The 19,946-nt window shown below is 40.0% G+C and carries 16 protein-coding genes; 4 read left to right on the top strand and 12 right to left on the bottom strand.

Translation table 11 applies throughout. The annotated features are described in order from the left end of the window. Positions 1–3: 3 nt before the first annotated feature. The 4 genes from ACHFIZ_RS09235 to ACHFIZ_RS09220 all read left to right on the top strand — a co-directional run bounded on the left by ACHFIZ_RS09235 (position 4) and on the right by ACHFIZ_RS09220 (position 5,109). On the top strand, positions 4–966 hold the full coding sequence (locus ACHFIZ_RS09235; RefSeq protein WP_410885075.1) for a tryptophan 2,3-dioxygenase family protein: 963 nt from the start codon (positions 4–6) through the stop codon (positions 964–966). 23 nt (positions 967–989) lie between these two features. Next, positions 990–2,054, top strand: coding sequence for a branched-chain amino acid aminotransferase (locus tag ACHFIZ_RS09230; protein ID WP_410885074.1), 1,065 nt, complete (start codon positions 990–992; stop codon positions 2,052–2,054). 133 nt (positions 2,055–2,187) lie between these two features. Next, on the top strand, positions 2,188–4,305 hold the full coding sequence (locus tag ACHFIZ_RS09225; RefSeq protein ID WP_410885072.1) for a DPP IV N-terminal domain-containing protein: 2,118 nt from the start codon (positions 2,188–2,190) through the stop codon (positions 4,303–4,305). A 3-nt stretch (positions 4,306–4,308) separates the two neighbouring features. Then, positions 4,309–5,109 carry a family 16 glycosylhydrolase gene (locus tag ACHFIZ_RS09220; protein WP_410885070.1) on the top strand — a complete coding sequence of 267 codons (801 nt, stop codon included), beginning with the start codon at positions 4,309–4,311 and terminating at the stop codon, positions 5,107–5,109. Between the two features lie 3 nt (positions 5,110–5,112). On the opposite strand, the gene ACHFIZ_RS09215 is transcribed toward ACHFIZ_RS09220, so the two are convergent. From ACHFIZ_RS09215 to ACHFIZ_RS09160, 12 genes are all read right to left on the bottom strand, one after another. Next, positions 5,113–6,855 carry a hypothetical protein gene (locus ACHFIZ_RS09215; RefSeq protein ID WP_410885069.1) on the bottom strand — a complete coding sequence of 581 codons (1,743 nt, stop codon included), beginning with the start codon at positions 6,853–6,855 and terminating at the stop codon, positions 5,113–5,115. A 100-nt stretch (positions 6,856–6,955) separates the two neighbouring features. Beyond that, positions 6,956–8,767, bottom strand: coding sequence for a hypothetical protein (locus ACHFIZ_RS09210; protein ID WP_410885067.1), 1,812 nt, complete (start codon positions 8,765–8,767; stop codon positions 6,956–6,958). A 48-nt stretch (positions 8,768–8,815) separates the two neighbouring features. Beyond that, positions 8,816–9,658 (bottom strand): hypothetical protein, encoded by an 843-nt coding sequence (locus ACHFIZ_RS09205; protein WP_410885065.1) that lies wholly within the window; start codon positions 9,656–9,658, stop codon positions 8,816–8,818. Position 9,659: 1 nt separating this feature from the next. Then, positions 9,660–12,110 (bottom strand): TonB-dependent receptor domain-containing protein, encoded by a 2,451-nt coding sequence (locus ACHFIZ_RS09200; protein WP_410885063.1) that lies wholly within the window; start codon positions 12,108–12,110, stop codon positions 9,660–9,662. A gap of 85 nt (positions 12,111–12,195) precedes the next feature. Continuing rightward, positions 12,196–13,191: a FecR family protein gene (locus ACHFIZ_RS09195; protein ID WP_410885061.1), complete on the bottom strand. Its 996-nt coding sequence runs from the start codon at positions 13,189–13,191 to the stop codon at positions 12,196–12,198. Between the two features lie 10 nt (positions 13,192–13,201). After that, on the bottom strand, positions 13,202–13,816 hold the full coding sequence (locus ACHFIZ_RS09190; protein WP_410885059.1) for an RNA polymerase sigma factor: 615 nt from the start codon (positions 13,814–13,816) through the stop codon (positions 13,202–13,204). 9 nt (positions 13,817–13,825) lie between these two features. Then, on the bottom strand, positions 13,826–14,299 hold the full coding sequence (locus tag ACHFIZ_RS09185; protein WP_410885057.1) for a hypothetical protein: 474 nt from the start codon (positions 14,297–14,299) through the stop codon (positions 13,826–13,828). Positions 14,300–14,355: 56 nt separating this feature from the next. Beyond that, a complete protein-coding gene (locus ACHFIZ_RS09180; protein ID WP_410885056.1) occupies positions 14,356–15,438 on the bottom strand; it encodes a DegT/DnrJ/EryC1/StrS family aminotransferase in 1,083 nt (360 codons plus the stop codon). Then, positions 15,435–15,815: a sugar 3,4-ketoisomerase gene (locus ACHFIZ_RS09175; protein WP_410885054.1), complete on the bottom strand. Its 381-nt coding sequence runs from the start codon at positions 15,813–15,815 to the stop codon at positions 15,435–15,437. The genes ACHFIZ_RS09180 and ACHFIZ_RS09175 overlap by 4 nt, the downstream gene beginning before the upstream one ends. Then, positions 15,799–16,806: a glycosyl transferase gene (locus ACHFIZ_RS09170; protein WP_410885052.1), complete on the bottom strand. Its 1,008-nt coding sequence runs from the start codon at positions 16,804–16,806 to the stop codon at positions 15,799–15,801. Before ACHFIZ_RS09170 ends, ACHFIZ_RS09175 begins: the two co-directional genes overlap by 17 nt. Further along, positions 16,799–17,599 carry a TIGR04325 family methyltransferase gene (locus ACHFIZ_RS09165; RefSeq protein ID WP_410885050.1) on the bottom strand — a complete coding sequence of 267 codons (801 nt, stop codon included), beginning with the start codon at positions 17,597–17,599 and terminating at the stop codon, positions 16,799–16,801. The genes ACHFIZ_RS09170 and ACHFIZ_RS09165 overlap by 8 nt, the downstream gene beginning before the upstream one ends. A gap of 113 nt (positions 17,600–17,712) precedes the next feature. Continuing rightward, a partial coding sequence (locus ACHFIZ_RS09160) for a hypothetical protein (RefSeq protein WP_410885048.1) occupies positions 17,713–19,946 on the bottom strand: 2,234 nt, incomplete at its 5' end.

Raw genomic sequence — 19,946 nt, 5'->3', positions numbered from 1 at the left:
ATTATGGACCTTACCCCAGAGATCAAAGAAAAATTAGACAAGTTACAGGAGAAATATGCTGCTATGGGCCAGGATATGTCTGCATACCTAGATGGCTTGCTTTATGCTGACTTCCTCACCTACTGGGATTATATCCATTTAGACACCCTATTAAGCCTTCAAAGTCCTAAGACTCCCTTTCCTGATGAAGAGATTTTTATCATGTATCATCAGATCACGGAGCTGTACTTTAAGCTTTCACTCCTCGAATGCGAACAGATTGCCAATCATCAGCAACTTACAGCAAAATTCTTCACCAATCGGGTGAAACGAATCAACACTTATTTTAACGCCTTAGTCACCTCCTTTGACGTAATGGTAGACGGAATGGAACGGGACCAGTTCTTAAAGTTTAGAATGTCACTCTTACCTGCCAGTGGTTTTCAATCCGCTCAATATAGAATGATAGAAATCTGTGCTACTGACTTCATTCGGTTAGTTGATAAAAGTAGAAGGGAGGAATTACAGAATACTTCGCTCGAGGAACAATTTGAAAATATCTATTGGAAGTTCGGTGCAACAGAACTGGCAAGTGGCAAGCAAACATTGACGCTTAAGCAGTTTATTAGTAAGTACTCAGACCAACTTTTAGAACTTGTAAAGAAAAGGCAATACAACAACTTTGCTGCATTGTATCACAGATTGGAAAAGGAAGGACAAGACACTTCTCAACTGGCAGCTGAATTAAGGAAATTGGACTTACATGTAAATGTGGAATGGCCATTATCTCATTACAAATCTGCCGTTCGATATTTGGAGCGTGATCCTGTAAACATAGCTGCAACTGGCGGCACCAACTGGCAGAAATATTTACCTCCGCGATTCCAAAAGAGGATATTTTACCCCTTCTTATGGACGGGCCAGCAGAAGGAGGAATGGGGCAAAGGATGGGTCATGGAAGCATTAAATAAAAGTAATTTTACTTAGATTTGCAGCAAAGCACTACCAAAATGAACGAAGCATTAGATATAAAGGTAACAAAGGCACAAGAAAGTAGATTAACTGGAACAGATTTTTCTCAACTACCTTTTGGTAAAGTATTTTCAGACCACATGTTTCTTGCCGAATATGACAACGAAAAATGGGGTAACCTGCAAGTTTTGCCTTTCGGACCTATTCCTATGAGTCCTGCAATTTCAGCACTTCATTACGGTCAGGCAATCTTTGAAGGTATGAAAGCGTATCGTCAGGAGAACGGAAAGATTGGGGTTTTTCGTGGGAATAAAAACCATGAACGGTTTAATAGATCTGCCGCCCGAATGTCAATGCCTTCGATATCAAGTGATATATTTATGCAGGGCATCGCAGCGTTGATCAAGATCGATGAAAAATGGGTTCCTGCACAGGATGGGTATTCCTTATATATCCGTCCAGTAATGTTTGCGACTGACCCTTATCTCGGCGTTAGACCATCTGACAAGTATACATTTGCACTATTGACCACGCCGACTGGGCCTTACTACAGTAAAGCCTTGAAAGTAAAGATAGAGACTGAATTTACACGTGCTGACGAAGGTGGCGTTGGTTTCGCAAAAACCGCAGGCAACTATGCCCGCTCATTATATCCTTTCGCTGAGGCACAGAAAGAAGGCTATGATCAATTGATTTGGACCGATGCAGTATCTCACGAATACATTGAGGAAGCTGGGACGGCTAACCTTATTTTTGTAATAGACGGTAAATTGGTTACTCCATCAGTGAGAAGTACAGTATTAGATGGTGTGACAAGAGATACCATAATTACCCTCGCAAAAAAAGCTGGTATCGAAGTAGAAGAGCGACGTGTTAGTGTTAAAGAAATATTAGACGGAATCGAAAGTGGAAGCGTAACAGATGCCTTTGCTGCTGGAACTGCCGCTACTGTTACTCCTATTGGTGAAATCGGATACAATGGCAAGATCTTTACACTGCCAGATCCGTCTACAAGAACCATTTCGTCTAGAATTGCTAAAACACTCAATGATATCCGTTATGGGTTAATCCCCGATGAGTTCGGCTGGAACTGGATCTTGTAATCCAAAACGATACTGGCTCCAGGTTATATTGAATGGCCTTCGATCGCTGTCCTATACTACAAGCGGCTAAAAGGCGCCCTTTTTTGTACCTTCCACCCTTCTTCTCCAAATCATAAAAAACTACCAGTCATAAATGAAAAAGTCTTTTATCATTTTTTTAACCATGTCTCTCTCTCTTAATGCAGCTGTACAGGCGCAGATGAAAAAGCTCAGCAAGCAGCAAATATTCGACAACATCCCGTCATTGACTCAGCCAGTAAACGAAATAACCGGATGGAGCGATGACAACCATTACATAGAAGTAGATAGCGCAAAAAAAATGTATGCGGTAGACATAACTATCGGAACTAAAACACCATATACACCACCTCCCAAAGTTAATATCAAGGTATACAGCAAAGACAACGACCTATACATTCAATATGGTGTTCAAGATCCTAAGAAGCTGACAGACAATAAAGACGAGGAAAAGAACCCAATACTTTCTCCTGATGGCAAATATGTCGCCTTCACACGCAACAGCGACCTTTACGCAGTGGAAGTGCAAACCTTGAAAGAGCTGAGATATACTACAGATGCCACCGATGTAATTTATAACGGGTGGTCATCCTGGGTATACTTTGAAGAGATTCTTGGTCGGGCAACCAACTACAAAGCTTTCTGGTGGGCACCAGATAGCAAGCACCTCGCCTTCATGCGTTTTGATGACACAAAAGTTCCAATGTTTCCAATCGTTAGTGCAAGCGGACAACATGGTTATACTGAAAAAACAAGATATCCAAAAGCAGGTGATCCGAATCCTCAAGTAAAAGTAGGCTTCGTTCCAACTCAGGGTGGAACGGTTACTTGGGCGGATTTCAATGAGAAGGACGACCAATATTTCGGCACACCTTACTGGAGCTTTGATGGAAGTAACCTCATGGTGCAATGGATGAACCGCGGACAAGATAACCTGAAATTCTATTCGGTGAATCCTACCACTGGTACTAAGAAAGAAATCTATGATGAAAAGCAACCCTCATGGGTAGATTTGGACTTCGACGGAAGAATTGAATATCTGGAAGATAAAAAACACTATATTCTTAAAAGTGATAGAACAGGCTGGGCTCATTTCTACCTTTATTCCCTCGCCGGCAAACTCATCAACCCAATTACCAGTGGAAAATGGCAGGTATCAAAACTCGTTAACGTCGACGAGAAAAATAAAGTGATATACTTTACCGCCCGCAAGGAGGCCTCAACAAGAACAGATTTCTATAGCGTTGGCTACAACGGTAAAAATCTCCAGCGATTAACCTTTGGAGATTATACCAATTCAATACAAATGTCGCCCGATGGCTCAAAGTTCATCTCCACTTATTCTAACGTGACGACCCCTCCAAAACGGACTTTGTTAGATAACAAAGGTAAAGTAATCAAAGAGCTTAGCGATAGTAAATCTGCTGACTTTACTACCTATAACTATGGTAAAACTGAAATGATTACTATACCGACAGATGACGGTTATAACTTGCCTGCAGTAATCACTTATCCTACAGACTTTGATCAAACCAAACGTTATCCTGTTGTGATGAGTATTTATGGTGGCCCAAATGCAGGAACGGTTACAAACACCTGGAAAGGAACAGGAAATCAATGGTGGGCTAATGAAGGGGTAATCCAGATTGCAGTTGACCACCGTGCTTCTGGTCAGTTCGGAAAAGAAGGCGTTGCCTTAATGCATCGCAACCTTGGCAAATGGGAGATCAAAGATTATACAACTGCAGCAAGGTGGCTGAAGGCTAAGCCCTGGGTGGACAATAAAAAACTGTTAATCACTGGTCATAGCTACGGTGGCTACATCACTTGCATGGCGCTAACTATGGGAGCTGACGATTTTGACTTTGGTTACGCAGGAGCACCGGTAACAAGCTGGGAATTATATGATACCCACTATGCGGAGCGTTTCATGGATACACCACAAGAGAATCCTGAAGGCTACAAAAATGGGTCAGTGTTGACCTATGTAGACAAATATAAAGGCTTGCTCAGGATCATGCATGGCGATATGGATGATAACGTTCATGTTCAAAATACCATTCAGCTAATAGATAAATTACAGAACGCAAATAAGCATTTCGAATTGATGATCTATCCAGGAAGCCGACATGGATTCGGTGTAACTAAAGCCCCGCATGATAAAGCAGAAAGAATTAGGTTCTATTATCTCAACCTACTCGACAAACCCATCCCCGAAGAATTATTAAAATAAGATATGAAAACTGTTTTAAAAACCGCAGCTGTTTGGCTCATCTTATTGACAGGAGCCAGCTACACTACATTTTCGCAAGCGAAAATTAAGAAGCTAATCTGGAGCGAAGAATTCAATTATAAAGGATTACCCAATCCAAAGAAGTGGGGTTATGAAACAGGTTTTGTTCGAAATTCCGAAAAGCAATATTATACGAAAGATAGGCTGGAAAATGCGGAGGTTAAGGGTGGCAATTTGATCATTTCATCGATCAAAGAAGACTATCAGGGAGCTGCTTACACGTCAGCAAGTATTAATACTTTGGGAAAGCAAAGTTTCGAGGGAAACATACGGGTTGAGATCAAAGCAAAACTACCTGCAGGAAAAGGCATCTGGCCTGCACTCTGGATGATGGGAACTAATGTAAATCAAGTGGGCTGGCCTAAATGTGTTGAGTTTGACATTATGGAGTTTGTAGGTCACACGGAAAATACTGTGTACGCTAACCTCCACTGGTGGGATTCAGCTTCCACGCAATCCAATAAAAAGAGCTCGCAAGGGAATAACATGAACTTTTCCGATCTGCACACGAACTATCACGTTTATGGCCTGGAGCGCCGCGGGGATTCGATCAAAGTCTTCGTTGACAACCAAGTCTATCTCAGTGTAAAGGCTCCCGAAACAGCTTTTAGCAATTCTTTCAAAGACCCATTATACTTGCTAATAAATACCGCCGTAGGAGGCGAATGGGGAGGGCCGATAGACGATAGTATCTTTCCGCAAAAATATTATGTCGATTATGTTAGGGTATTCAGGTTGGAATAAAAGCTAACGGCCATCATTTGACCTCCTTCTTTTTTCTTTAAGGCTTCGGCGTTTATCGCGGTCAATTTTGATCTGCTCAAACTTCTGAATTTTTCGATAAATCTCTTCTTCCTTTTTTGGGGTAACACCCACACTGTATTTTATTCCAACAAACAGCGTTCGCCAGATGAAACTAAAGAACGAAGCTGTTTCAGTCCGTTGGTAATTTATAGGTGCGTTGATAAACACGCCATCTTTACCCGGATTATCAGAATTGATCACCATCGCATTTGCTAAAAGGGACATCCATACTTGTCTTACCAGTTTGTCTTCTTCCTTATCCCGTTTCAATAAAGCAACCGACAAATCATTATAGGCAAACTGCAAGGACCCCTTAGCTTTCTGATCATTGGCTTTAATATCAAAGGACAATTTTTTCGCCATTCCACGTTTAACCTGCACCATACCTAGTGGCATAGTCACCTCATTAAGTACTCTCCCATCCATATTCCCTAAAGCACCAGAATAAGAGAAGGCTCCATCTTTCGCATCAAGGTCAAATCTAAAGTTTACGTCGAGTTTACCCTCACCCATAATGTAAGTGGTAAGTTTCGCAAAAAGATAAGGACCTTTGGCCTTAATCTTTTCTACATTGGTAATGTTGGTTATTGTTCCAGAAGTCCTTTTGAAAGTTATTGTTCCCTTCTCTTTGCTGTCCCGATCATATTCCGCATAACTAATGTCAACATTTGCCAGGCTGAGCAGTTTGACTGTGATCGCACCTTTTAATTGTTGCAACAATTGATGAGGATACTTACCATTCCTGATTTTCTTCCTTGCAGGAAGTTCATTGTTATTAAACACATCCAATGCACCGTCCATAACATTCATTTGGGTAGCATACAGCTCTCTTTTCTTTATGTACAAGGGGAAGTTTATCCCCTCAAGATCAATCTTTCTCATCGATATCTGGTACCGCTCCTTGGAATAACCGGCTGTCTTGGCAAAGTTCATTTCAGATAGGCGAGGCGTCACTTTAAAGTTGGTAATGTTCAACTTACCAGAGGCAGAGCTGAAATTGAAATGTTCCCAATTCACATGATAAAGACTGTCTGGTGTAGCATATGAGTAGTCATTTAGATTAATCATAACATTCTGTAGCGCATAAAGGCGTGTAGGATCCTTATCAGACTCCTTATCGATCAACCAGCCCTTTAGATTAACATTCAGTTTATCAACAGAGTCAATCTCAGGCACTTTTCCATTGTTGTTGATGTATTTGAACTTCACATTTCTGAAGGAAATTTCATTTACCCTGAGCTCCTGCAGATATTTGGAAATGTAGTCGTAGGGTGATTTTTGTAAGTACGAAGGCTTGTTTTCATTGAAATCAAACTGAGTGTTCACCATCACCACATCTGGATTATCGAATAATAATAATTCTACATTTAGCTTTTTGAACTTAAAGAGATTCTTTGGGTGAAAGTTTTTTATAGATAGGGTTTTTAGCCTAATGTAGTACACGTTATTGGGTGCTCGCTTTAAAGCAATCAGGCGCTTAAAAACGTTGGTATCAGGTATGAACTTGACATCGGTTAAGGAAGCTCCCTTTGTGAGCAAGTTGAGGCTTAGATCTGAAAACTCTACACTGTACAAGCTGTCCGTAGCGTTCAAAACCAGATCCTTCAATTCTGCCTTAATGATTGGCTTAAGTCTATTTGCAAAATAGTTAGCCGTTAGATAGACACCAAGTAACAGGATGATCATTAATCCCGCAACCCATTTTACTGTATTGTAACTCTTTCGGCTTTTCCCCTGCATAGACGCAAACGTTGCTTACAAGATACTCTTTTAACGATGGTAACCGCTATTGCTCCTCCTTTTTCTTCTTGTCTTTTCCCTTTTTACGTTCCGCTCTTCGCTCTTGTCGTTCCGTTCTCCGTTCTTCCTTCTTTTCAGCCACCTTTTTCATTGCCTGTTCAGGAGTTTTTACAGGAACAATTCCCAATCCTATAGTTTCACGCATCCCTATAAGTACTCCCTTCCAAAGTAGGTTAAAGAAAGATGCAGCAGGCGTCCGTTCAAAAGTTACATTCGCTATTCTTGGAGGATCGTTTTTAGTGGGGTTGTCATCTTTAATCAATACTGTGTTCGCAATGAACGACAACAGACCCTTCTTCTTTGTTGGTTCTCCAAGCTCACCGTCTTTCAGCAACTTGACTTTAAGGTCGGTGTAGTAGAATGCAACTGTACCAGAGGAACCATTTTTGTTAGCCTTAATATCAAATATAGTTTTCTGCATCTTGCCACTCTCGATCTCAACCAATCCCATATTCTTAGCTACAGTATTCAAAACCTTTAAGTCCATCGCGGCAACGCTTCCTTTATAAGTAAAGGCAGCATTCTTTGCAGTAAGATTCAAATCCATTGCAATGTCAATCCTACTTGTTTTCATTACCATTGCGTGCAACTTAGCTACTGCATGATTATTGTTTTTGAGTTGCAAGGAATCGTTAGTCAAGTTGTAAATATTCCCTCCGAAATTCTCAAAAAAAACGGTGCCCTTTTTTAAACTTAGCGGATTATATTCCGTATAGGCAACATCCAGGTCCCTCAGTTTTAAGGTATCAATCACAGTCGGAATAGGTAACCTCCGTAAAGCAACGTGAGGGAAGTTTCGAACTTTGTCAAGCCCCGGAGGAGCTGGTAGTTCACGATTTACAAAAATATTCACCTTAGCCGGCCCAATACTCAACGAATTGGCATGTAGACTCCCCTCGGTATTAAGCTTCAAAAAGTCTACACCCGCAAAAGTAATGTGATCAAACTTTAAGTCGTACCGGTCTTTACCATACTTATACATCCTGCTAAATTCTAGATCTGAATGCAGAGGAATCATTTGTAAACCTACAACCCTCAAGCTCTTACCTCTCGCCGATCCAGTTATGGTGTCTACCTTAATCGTATACATCTTATCTTTGCCAGTACTTTTGTACCCCTTTAGTACAAAGTTAATGTCCTTAGTATAGTAAAAACGACTGGAGTCAGATTGCGATAATGAATCCACTAAAAAATCAATGACATTAATGTCCAGATGCTTTACTGAGTTCAAGGCTTTTCCAGTCTCCCCATTCATATAGTCCAAATCCGCATCTACTACCTTTATGGCTTTTACGTGAATTGAATTAAGTGCCTTCGAAATCTGCTCATATAGCGTCTTTTCCTCCTGTAAATTATCATCCTTTTTTGGAACATTGAAATGGAGAATATTTATTGAAGGATGATCAAGAATAATAGCATTCAGCTCCACCTTTTTTTTAAAATAAGCTGTCAATATGCCGACTCTATTAATCCGTAGCTTCTCAAGTTTAAGTTCGTATAAGTTTGCAGGAGCAGTTTTTTTTGATCTTAACTGATTATATATGGCAGTATCGGGTATCAACGATACCCTGTCAAGCGTAGCACTACCGGTTAGGAGATTTAAATGGATGTCCTCAAAATTCAGTGCGTATAATCCCTGAGAGGCATTATGGACACCATTCTTCAATTTTTCAGTAACAAGGGGTTTCCATTTTACACTGAGATATATTGCAGATATGCCGATCAACAATATCAGGGATCCCAAGATACCGGCAATCCACAATAAAACCTTAAAATTACCCCTTTTTTTCTGCTCCATGATATTTAAGTAAGCTTTTGTCAAGCAATATCAAGGCCATAAATTACACTATAACTCCTTAGCTCGATAGCGTCTAAAATCGACGTCAACAACAGAGAAAAATCCTTGAACATTACCAGATACATTGCCATCTACATTTACCGGCACACCGGAAAATAGCCCGTTCCAATCGGTTTCCATAAAGACAGAATACAAGTACTGAGAGTATTTTCTGGAAAGGGAGATCTTATAAATGTAGATAAACTCTTCAGGCCGCAGCGTAAATGCCCGCTTTAGATTATTTAGCGGATACAATGAGTTTGGAGAGCCCAAAAAATGAGTGTAACTGTAATAATTAGTCTGATCAAATTTTGATGGATTCCAGAATGGGGTTTCTCCATAAGAAATATACCACTTATTTGGATTTAAGTATCCGAAGGTGTGCTTAGGGATATTTCCCTCTACATTTTTCTCCACATTAATGCGGGTGGATAAAGGCAAAAAGTCGTCTACAATATTTACTACTTGCCTAAGGGTATCCACTGCTATGTACGATTTTCCATCGTACTTTATCGTCAGCTTGTATGCATTGTTGTAGTTTGGATCTCCTCGAAAAATACCCACATAAACTCCGGGTGTAGCCGATTCTTTATACACAATATTAACCCTGCCGTCATTCACTACAATTGATGCTTTACGGATCGGCGCTGGAACTGAATCCGGGTTCAAGGAAGGTTTAGTGAGCCTGATGTACTGACTTATCGTGAGGGTATTGAATCCGCCCTCCACAGCCATATCGTACTGCTTTCCTGGCGTCAGGAAAAATTCCTCTCCGAAATTACTTTTCTTACAGCCGTTAACAATAAGAGCTATTACCAGTAAGGAGCAGCATATGTAACGAAATCTTTTCATCTTAAATTTTAAAACTATAAGCGATCCATGGGTAAAAACCAAAGCCATACTCGATAGCTGTCTTGCTTTGTTCAAATGATGATGAATTTAAATGGTAATATAACGGGTTTTTTTGATTATATACATTATAAATTCCTACCGAAACGGTATGTTCAAGAGAACGTTTGCCTGAAACGCGAGTTTGAAATTTGTACTTTGCAGATACGTCTACCCTACTAAAATCAGGAAAGCGGCTTGTATTCCTGCCTTCGAAAATCGGGACCTTCAACCCGTCATGTTGATAATAACCCACCGGCAGCGTAAGGGGCCTGCCTGTGGAGTATATGAAAAAGCTTTGAAAAGAGAGTTTCTCGTTAAGTTGATAATCGGCGGTAAGCTTCAGCTCATGAGGAATATCATAGCTTGCAACGAACCGATTCCCAAAATTTATATCCTGGATCTTTCTATACACACGCGAATAACTATAGGCTAGAGTTCCCGACAATTTCCCCTCAGTCTTGTTAATTTCGAATTCCAATCCATAGGCATCAGACGACCCGGACCTGATCTGGCTCTTTACAATTGGATTACGTATAATTTGTGCATGTCCAAGTAACTCTGGTTGATTTTCTAGTCTTTTAATATAACCGCTTGCAGAGAAGATGTATTCCCGTGGCGCAAAACGATAACCTAGAGATAGGTGATTGGATCGTTGTGGCTTATTTTTTTTAGAAGCCGGTACCCAAGGTTCCAGAGAAGAAAAAGCAAGGGTACTATTCTGGACTAGCTGCAGATACTGATAGTTCAAATTATAGCTTAAAAAAATTCGCTGGTTATCGGCAGGCAAATAACTAATATTAAAACGTGGCTCAGGATTTACAAAGACCGAAGTTTCATCGGCCTTAATCAGGTTGCCTTCGTTGTCATAGACGTTTCGCCGCTCTTGGAGGTTATAGAACCCCCCTAGTCGTAGTCCATAGTTTAGCTCAAAAACGCTGCTTAAATTTAACTGCTGTGTAAAATAAAGTGCGGATTCGACCGACTTGTCCCTTGGGATGTTATACTCCAATTCTTGCAGTCGGTAAGATTCACCAGGCATAAAACGATGGTAGATTACAGCTGCACCAAATTTTATCTGATTAGTAGGCGTACGATAATAGGTATAATCGGCTTTCACAGTCAAGTCTTTTACCGCAGTGCTCCATTGGCTTTTTTGAGACAGGGTGTCAGCGTTCAAATCCAACAGGTTACTGTAGTTGCTGTAGATCGCAGAGACGTTCAGGAAAATACTCGAATTTACCAAGTGGTTCCAACGCAATGTTGAAGTAACATTACCCCAATCGTTGGAGAAAGATTCTTCAGATAAGAGGTGATCCTTACCGTAATAGACAGAGTAAAACAAACTGTTGTTTATGTCTATCTTATAATTTGCTTTGGCATTCAAATCAGAGTACACTGACCGTGGATTGAACAGCTTGAACTTATTTTGGAAAACATCTAAAAGACTTCGGCGGTAAGCGACCAAAAAAGATCCTTTGTCTTTCACCAAAGGACCTTCGGCTGAAATTCTGGCAGACATCAGATTGATGCCACCGCTTACATGATATTCCTTGCTATTTCCTTCTGTCATCCGGTTTACGATAACAGACGAGAGGCGACCTCCATAATTAGCAGGCATGTAATCTCTGTACAACTGTACGTTGTTTACGGCATCAGCGTTGAATACTGAAACCAGTCCATATAAATGAGAAGGATTGTAAATGATCGCTTCATCGAGTAAGATCAGATTTTGATCCGCATTCCCGCCACGAATAAAGAGACCGGAACTGCCTTCTGTTATCGCCTTGATTCCGTTTTGCATTTGTAGTCGTTTCAGCACATCCGTTTCACCCAGATAGTAGGGTGCACGTCTTAACTGCTTGATGCTAAAATTCTGCTCATTCATTAAAATAGGATTGGGTGTCTTAGTCGATTTACTGATCACCACCTCTTCAAGTTTATTATCTTGAGGATGCAATTCAACATCCTTAAGCACATCATCAATCAAGCGCAACTTTAATTGCTGTGTTTGATAACCCGCATATGAAATAAACATATTATAATCACCTTCAGGAACAGAAAGGGAATAAAAGCCATATTGATTGGTTGCAACCCCTGCACGTAGTTCTTGAATCTGAACGGTGGCTCCAATTAGTTCCTCGCCATTTGCACGATCTCTAACACGACCACTTATCGTACGTTGCCGCACGCGATTTGGAGCAATCACAATATCATTTCCGACAAACGAAAATCCTAGTCCTGTCCCGAAAAGTACTTTAGTTAAAATCGTTTCGAGTGGAGTCTGGACAAAATTACCTGATGCCGATTTTTTATTTCGCAGCTCATCGGGATCAAAAGCAAAATTGAACCGCGTGTGTTGTCCTAAATTAAACATCGTTCTGATTAATGAATCAGATGCAATCTGGATGGTCACTTTGTGTTTTAAAGGATCTTTAACTTGCGCATAAAGATTCGAGAAACAGAAGAATAATAGTAGAGTAATTAAAAAACCAATTCGTTTAATTATCCGATAGAACATAAGTGCCTTTTTCCCTGGTTATTTTACACTGCAAAGATGCAGAAATAACAGCTAATGCACTATCAATTGTTTGATAATGAAGGTTGGCCACAGTAAATTTTCTATTATTTAATACATTTCCCCTAACAACTACTGGTACTTGATAAACTTCCTCCAACTGAGCTGCTACTTTGGAAAGCACCATACCATCGAAGTTAAAACGCTTATCTAACCAGGATTTATAATTTAAATCTGAATTGTCTGCTAACGCCAGCCGTTTAGTACTCGAGTTAAAAGTCCCCATTTTCCCTGCACTAAGCAGCAATTTTTGATTTGTTCCTTCATGCTTCAGCGCTACTTTGCCTTCCTCAACTGTTACAGAAACGTTGCCATTTTCATTTTTAACATTGAAACTAGTACCTATATCCTCTGCCTCGACATCACCAGCAATAACTTTGAATTGTCCCCCTGCATGTTTTACAACCTGAATAAACACCTCCCCGCTCAACACCTCTAAATCTCTGTCGAACAAGAAGTTTTCCTTGTTGTATCTAATTTTAGTTCCCGCGTTTAGGTTTACAATAGTTTCATCAGGCAATACGATACGGGTTACATTAGCAGTCCCTGAAGTGCTTATTACGGCGTACTTTCCTTGAGCCATAAAATAATAACCCAATGATGAAACCAATAATAGCACCGCTGCAATCCGTAAATAAAATCCAATATTCAGTTTTTTAGCCCTGATCTTAAAGGTGGGGTTTTCTGGTATCGAAAGCTTTTTGTCAAGCACTTCCCAGGAAGCATCAGCATTGCCATTTGCCCCATAAAGTTTATCAATACTCGCTTGAACATTTAAAAACTCTAGATAAGTGCGTTCATTGGCGGCATCAGCAGTTCTCCATTGTTGCAGGATCATTTTATCCTGAATAGCAATTGTTTCTTCCAGATCTTCTATGATCAGCTCGTAGATCAACTCCTCATTATTTTGATGTGCCATTTTTTTGAGATTAAGGCGTTATAAATTTTAATAGCAACATTACCCAAATCGTAAGCTGCTGATGTTTTTTCAAATGCTCCCTTAACTTTTTGAATCCATACGTTAAGTGATTTTTCACAGTTTTAATAGAAATCTCCAGTTGATCGGCAATTTCCTGTTGTTTTAATTTCCCGAAGCGACTCAAGTACATTACCTGCTTGCATTTCTCCGGCAATTGTGCAAGCGCATCTTCTAGTCCCTTTAATAAAATCTCTTCCGCTTCGGTCGCTTCACTCTCCACAATTTCCAAACCCTGTTCATGCACGATCCTGTATGCGGATTGCTTTTCCATCTGTGTTTTCTCTTTCTTGATGTAGTTCAAGGAAGAATTTACAATAGACCTGAACAGGTAGCTTTTCATAGAGCTTTGAATATTCAATTGATCCGACTTATTCCAAATATTAATAAACACATCATGCACTATTTCTTCGGCTGTCTGCGTATGCCTAACATATCTGTAGGCAACAGTAAATAACGGCCTGTAAAATTTTTTATAAAACACCTCAAATCTCCTCCTATCCCGCGTTTTTAAAGCGTCGATAATATCAAGATCTTCTTCTGTAACTTCTGATACCTGGTTCTTCATGTGCCCAACCTATTGTTGTTTGTAAGTAAGCACGCCAGAGATCTCTGGTGACATTGTCGCTGTGTTTACAGTTACAAACCAAAGTCCCTTTAAAAAGTTTCTCTCCTGCAAGGGCGTTAGTTCAAATCCTCCCCTGACTACAGATAGTTTTCCATTTTGGATATTATAAAGTTCTCTAACAAAAGTTCCTACCGAACCTTTCGAACCGTACCTCAAAGTCATAACCTGAGGTTCGATATCAATATAATCGATGCTATAGCTCAGCACCTTTGTCTCTTCATCATAATTGCCCCTAAGCACTGCAGATCCTGCAGAGTTGCTATTAGTGCCTTTTTTATCCGCACGTGCGGTAACTATATATGTTCGAACAGGCGGTTTTATTTTCGCCGATTCTATGCTCAATTCCTTCTTACAGGCTCCCAAAAAGCAAAGCACAACTGCTAAAACCAGCCTCACAAATCCCTTAGTATTACTATCTTTCATTTTAGTATTTTACCTAAGGGCAAAAATACTAATTTTTGATAGATAATGAACGCCCGTCAAAAGGCGTTCATTACTTCTATCACTTCCTCTACCTGTGGTGTGGTGTGGTAGAACGAAATGGGTAAACTTATAGTTGTTTGGTGTATTAGTTCTGAGATCGGGAAGGCTCCTTTAAGCCTGGTCTTTAAAGCATTCTGTTGGTGCGGTGGAACTGGATAGTGTATTTCCGTACGGATGTTATTAGCAAGCAAATGCTCCCTTAACTTATCCCTCTTCGGGTGTCTAACTGCATAAATATGAAAAACATCATCAAAATCTTCATTTAAAGCCGGCAGAATGAAATCAGACTTCAAACCCTCTTGATATAATTTCGCGAGTTTCTTCTTATGGAAATTGATTTCATCCAGGTGTGTCAGTTTAACTGACAAAAACCCTGCTTGTATTTCATCTAATCTAGAGTTTATCCCAATGTAGTTGTTGTAGTACTTTTCATGGCAACCGTAGTTACGCAAGGCTTTTATTTTAGTGATGGCATCAAAATCGTTCGATAACAATGCTCCTCCATCTCCCAGGGCCCCAAGGTTTTTAGTGGGGTAAAAACTAAAGGCACCAAATTCACCAAAGGTTCCCGTTTTCTTACCTTTATAACTTGCTCCATGAGACTGGGCGCAATCCTCAATTACTTTTAGCTCATATCTGCTGGCAAGATCCATGATCATCTGCATCTCACAGGCCTTCCCATATAGATGCACCACCATGATAGCTTTTGTACGAGATGTAATCTTTTCCTCTATCCTTTGCGGATCTATATTGTAGGTATGTATATCGGGCTCTACCAAAACTGGAACGAGACCGTTATTATAAATCGCCAATATTGTAGCGATATAGGTATTGGAAGGAACGATAACTTCCGATCCTTCAGGAAATTCAAAATATTTCAGCGCAAGTACCAATGCATCCAATCCGGATGCTAATCCCGCACCGTATTTACTGCCACAATAGGTAGCAAACTCAGTTTCAAATGTACTTACCTTGTTTCCTAATATAAACCAACCCTTGTTCAAACTATCAGAGAAACTCTCTTTATAGCTTTCCATAAAAGGCTCGTTCAATAAAAACAAGTTTTCGTACTCAATCATATCGCACACTTAATTTGATAAGGAGTATGAATGTAATCTGCCGCTTCAAAATACTCTGAAGCAAGTACCATTAAAATCGCATCATCGCTGAAACTATGCATAGTGTGCCAGTCTTCCGGTTCAATGATTAGACATTTATCTGGACTATCTAACAAAACTGATGATTCTTCCAGGCCATTATCATTGTAAATCGTACAATTTCCACGGATACAGATGGCAGCTTGCCTTGTTTCATAGTGCCTGTGGCCACCTCGCTCTGAATCATCAACACCGTAGATGTAAAAAATCCTTTTGATGTCAAAAGGCACCACCCTTTCAATCACTGTAAGGTTTCCTCTTTTGTCGGTAAACGTTTTTAAATTAACTAAGGAAGCCATATTCTAATGCATTTTTTTTATAAATATTTTTATAATAACCACGAAGGAAGAATAGCAATGACCTACCTGGCACTTTCTTAATCCAGCTGATATCGTCTGTTACTTCGTGAGAAACAATCTCTTTGTTATAAGCATTAATTATTTTTTCTGCTTCGGATAGAGCTGTGCCATAAGCGCGATAAATGTGCCTTACATGATTTCTTTCGAGCTGATACGTTTCGTTTGACAAGCTATAAGCATCGTTTTTTGTATAGTGAAAACCGTGGTAATGATAAAATACCAGATTAAATCTCTCATTGGTAGCGGTTTCTCTGCCCAAAACCTTTGTCCCTTCTGTCTTGAAGTCGTATTGCTGAACATTCCAGGGGGCAACGCCACCCCCCAGATGTTGCAGCACGTGGACAGTACTAAATCTGGTAGTCCAATCGTCAAGGTATCTTTGATCTCCAAATTTACCATCTTCGATGCGGTTAAAACACCATGTGATACAGGCATCAACCCACCAGTTAAGCACTTCCATACCCCCCCAGGTATTTCTAAATGTCATAAACTGAACACAATATTTCCCATTACTTACAGCTTGCATATAACGGGGAGAAAAGCGGTGCTCGGTGATTAAGACTGATTTCTCTCCCATCTCCTCTAGTAAAATTGATGGATCTTTAAAGAATAAAAGATCTGCATCTACGTAAGTGCAATGGTCAAGATTGAATGTTTCTATGCAATATTTTATGCTAAATGAAGCGCATGTCCAGCAATACTCGGCGTCAGTTCTGTCATTTTTAATCTCTAGCAATCTTTCATTTTCAAATTGTTTCAGGCTTATGATCGTTGCGCTCTCCAAACTAAGCCTGGTTAAAAGATCAAAGCAGTGGTCATCAAATGCAACGATGTACAAATGGAAATCAGCGGAATACTTTTCTAATGACCGGTACATTGCCAGGCCTCTGGATAAATAGGTAGTGTTAAATAAGGTGCAGAAATTAAGCATGGAATGACTTATTTATTAGATAAAACCCTTTATCGCTGCCCGCGGGCTTGTTATCAATATTCAATATTTGCTCGCCGTCTACATAGGAAGGGAACTCAGCAACTATTTTGTAGTGTTGTGAAAAATGACTTAGGAAAAATTCCTGATTAAAAAACCAGGAAGGGTAAGATGCAGGATATATTTCGGCAGGAACAACTTGTAGCGTTAACCTATCGTCGGCCTTATTGTTAAAAGCCGTTCTATCAAAAATCAGGAAATCAAAACCATGGTTTATCAGTTGCTTTAAAAACTCATGAGGCTTCTCCAAGTATTGGATAACGCCTGAAAGTATCACGAGACTTATCTTTTTTGCAGCTCTGCATTCTTCAATAGTCGGGTAAAATTTAAGGACTTCATCTTCAAAAAATTCCTTTCCACAGGTTACGTAATGTGCTTGTTCTATTACATTCCAGCTTGCACAAACTTCTTTGGTAAGGTATTCCTTAATTTGGTAATAGGTGCTTCCAAGCGAGCCACCAAAGTCCATTACATGAATGGCAGTTTTTTTTAAGGCAGCGCTCAATTGCAAATATGCTAAAAGAGCATATGGACAATGTTTTTCCTCAAAAATAACGGAATCACGCTCATAAACTGCCTCGCCATTTTTCACTTTTAAAATGGCCTCTTTGGTAATGTTTAGAATGATATCTGCATCGTAACCAACAGCCACAGCACTTACTGCAGCCCAGGAGGAATAATTCCCGAACCAGCCTGAAGTATTATTTTTGCGCGTTGAAAACAAGTTATTAAACATCTATTAGTCCCGATTACTGCATACAAGACAACTAGAATTTTAAATAGTCCTATATGATTCTCGAAATTAATTTTCAGGGGCCATTATTGTGTTGAAGCAGTAAAGCGCCCGCGCTACTGAACCTTAATCTTTTGCCGTAACGTTCCAATACCACCATTCAACCCAACACCCTCCATACTTATCGTATAAGTTCCAGTAACATCAGAAGTATAAAATTTAACCTTTGCTCTTCCGTTGGCATCTGTTAATACATTGGGCGACCAAAACACAGTAGACCTCACATCAGCTTCTGCAACATCAGAAGGCTTCAATCCATACTTCGGACTATAAAACTCTTGAGGATACATTATTGGTAGCGGTCTATAGGTTACGAAATCAGGTCTGTTATTTTTAAAATAGCCAGTTCTGTTTTTTGTTGTGATACCAATTACAGCGAATTCTCTTGTTTTGTTGGTCAGCACATTTGCCCTTGAATCAAGATATCCTCCGCCTTTGAAACCAGGGGTGTAAAATTCCCCCTTCCCACTGTCTGGCTCTGACCCTATTGCACCAGCACTTCTTAAGTTCATTTCGGATGCTACAATGTCTCTTGCAGTATAAGTCCTGTTATTATGCTTATCATAACTAACAAGATACTTTCTACTATACATTACCTCCATACCTTCAAACTGTGCAATCTGAAACTCACTCAGAGCTTCAAGTAAATCTCCCCTTGTTGGTCCAGCATTCAAATACAACGGCAATCCTCCTCCATCAATTTCAATAGTAACAAAATAATCGTTGAGCTTCAGCGTTGGAAGACCTGTATCCATCGTAATTCGTAACCCCGGCAGTTTTTGTTTTAACAACTGATACAAATTCATTACCGCAGATTCTTTGATGTCTTTCTCATCAAATACTAGATCGGCGTTACCGGGGCCATTCCTATTTTGCGACCCTTTAATGATCTTTTTCGTAGTAATATTAACTTCTTTGAGTGCAATACCTGCTTGCTTCAAGCTTGATTCCTGTTGCTTAAAAGCAAACTTCTGAACATAATTTAATTGTGCTTGATTAGTATTTACATACCAGGGCATTACTTTGTTTCTTATGGTAAGTGGTATATCAGGAGGTCTGAAACGTTCGATTTCTACGGCCCCTGTATTCTTTGATCTTCCTTTGACTGTTCTCGCCTGGATAAAAAAAGATCCCGAGTCAATCTGCGGCAGATTCTTGAATACAAATTGTCCATTTGCATCGGTATTTACTGTATTTATAAAGCTGGGCTTCTGTGACGATATCAACACGGGTGCTCCATTAACAGGCTTATTAAAAATATTGCTTACCCTTCCAACAATCATAAACTCTTTTTCTGCTTTGAACTTCGGAAACTTTGGCGGACTAAAAACATCTTTCCAGTCATAACCCGACCATCCTTGGGTAAGCATCAATAGATCCAAAGCCTTCAATACTTCTGGAGCTACAGAACTCAAATAATACCCAGGTGATTCCACAATCCCTTTCAAGTCTGACGTTAGTAAAAGCGAACTGAGCATACCAAAGTTACCACTGCTATCCGGGGTTACCTGAGAGTCATCTGTTACAGAGACAGAAAACCCTCCTTTAGCAGGCAAACCTCCCCTATCCTTAACTTCAACCAGCAATTCAACACTGTCTCTTTTCAGATATTTTTCCTTGTTTCTAGCGATCTTTATATCAAGACCCTCCTGATGATTGACAAATACAATTCGTTCATTGATTGGTCGTTTTCCCATCAATAAACTAAATCTCACAATACCCGAAGGAAACTTGTTTTTATTAATAGTAATCTTCTCCTGATCGTTAGGCGTCAACTTTTTAGAAAAGTAAACAACTCCTCTGGCGCTTCCAATCAAATAATAACTGCTGTCTGGGTTCAATGCATTTAGCCTCGACAATACTGAAACTTCAATTGATTCTTTGAATGGGTCGATATGTAAAACTTTGCCTACAATACTTATTGCCGGCAAATTGTAATCCACCGATGAGCCCTCAGGTTGTTTCAGTCGGGCTGTATAAGTCTCACCAGATAGTGGAACGAAATCAAAAGATCCCATTCCATTATGTGCCGTTTCAAAACTAGCTATAGCGGCTCCTTTAGAATCATAAACCTCCCCTGATACCGGAGTCGATCGCCCATCCTCTGCAAGGGCTTTAAAAGCAACCAGTGACTTTATTCCAGCCACTAGCTTCCCACTTTCAGGCAGAAACTGCAGATCTATCTTTTGCACACGCTTTACGTTCAATGGCACCTGCAACACCTGGTTTCCATCTGATAAATGGAGCGACTTTATTTCAGCCCGTAAATCCCGTCCATCTGTCTTTTCTT

Origin of the sequence: Pedobacter sp. JCM 36344 (genome assembly GCF_046546555.1) — a bacterium.
Classification (GTDB): Bacteria; Bacteroidota; Bacteroidia; order Sphingobacteriales; family Sphingobacteriaceae; genus Pedobacter.
The sequence above is the reverse complement of the archived record's forward strand: the minus strand, read 5'-3'. Positions and strand labels throughout refer to the sequence as shown.

Coding starts and splice junctions, on each gene's coding strand:
- ACHFIZ_RS09205 (WP_410885065.1), bottom strand. CDS start 9,658: ATGAAAAGATTTCGTTACATATGCTGCTCCTTACTGGTAATAGCTCTT.
- ACHFIZ_RS09185 (WP_410885057.1), bottom strand. CDS start 14,299: ATGAAAGATAGTAATACTAAGGGATTTGTGAGGCTGGTTTTAGCAGTT.
- ACHFIZ_RS09170 (WP_410885052.1), bottom strand. CDS start 16,806: ATGCTTAATTTCTGCACCTTATTTAACACTACCTATTTATCCAGAGGC.
- ACHFIZ_RS09215 (WP_410885069.1), bottom strand. CDS start 6,855: ATGATCATCCTGTTACTTGGTGTCTATCTAACGGCTAACTATTTTGCA.
- ACHFIZ_RS09235 (WP_410885075.1), top strand. CDS start 4: ATGGACCTTACCCCAGAGATCAAAGAAAAATTAGACAAGTTACAGGAG.
- ACHFIZ_RS09175 (WP_410885054.1), bottom strand. CDS start 15,815: ATGGCTTCCTTAGTTAATTTAAAAACGTTTACCGACAAAAGAGGAAAC.
- ACHFIZ_RS09190 (WP_410885059.1), bottom strand. CDS start 13,816: ATGAAGAACCAGGTATCAGAAGTTACAGAAGAAGATCTTGATATTATC.
- ACHFIZ_RS09180 (WP_410885056.1), bottom strand. CDS start 15,438: ATGATTGAGTACGAAAACTTGTTTTTATTGAACGAGCCTTTTATGGAA.
- ACHFIZ_RS09195 (WP_410885061.1), bottom strand. CDS start 13,191: ATGGCACATCAAAATAATGAGGAGTTGATCTACGAGCTGATCATAGAA.
- ACHFIZ_RS09210 (WP_410885067.1), bottom strand. CDS start 8,767: ATGGAGCAGAAAAAAAGGGGTAATTTTAAGGTTTTATTGTGGATTGCC.
- ACHFIZ_RS09165 (WP_410885050.1), bottom strand. CDS start 17,599: ATGTTTAATAACTTGTTTTCAACGCGCAAAAATAATACTTCAGGCTGG.
- ACHFIZ_RS09225 (WP_410885072.1), top strand. CDS start 2,188: ATGAAAAAGTCTTTTATCATTTTTTTAACCATGTCTCTCTCTCTTAAT.
- ACHFIZ_RS09230 (WP_410885074.1), top strand. CDS start 990: ATGAACGAAGCATTAGATATAAAGGTAACAAAGGCACAAGAAAGTAGA.
- ACHFIZ_RS09220 (WP_410885070.1), top strand. CDS start 4,309: ATGAAAACTGTTTTAAAAACCGCAGCTGTTTGGCTCATCTTATTGACA.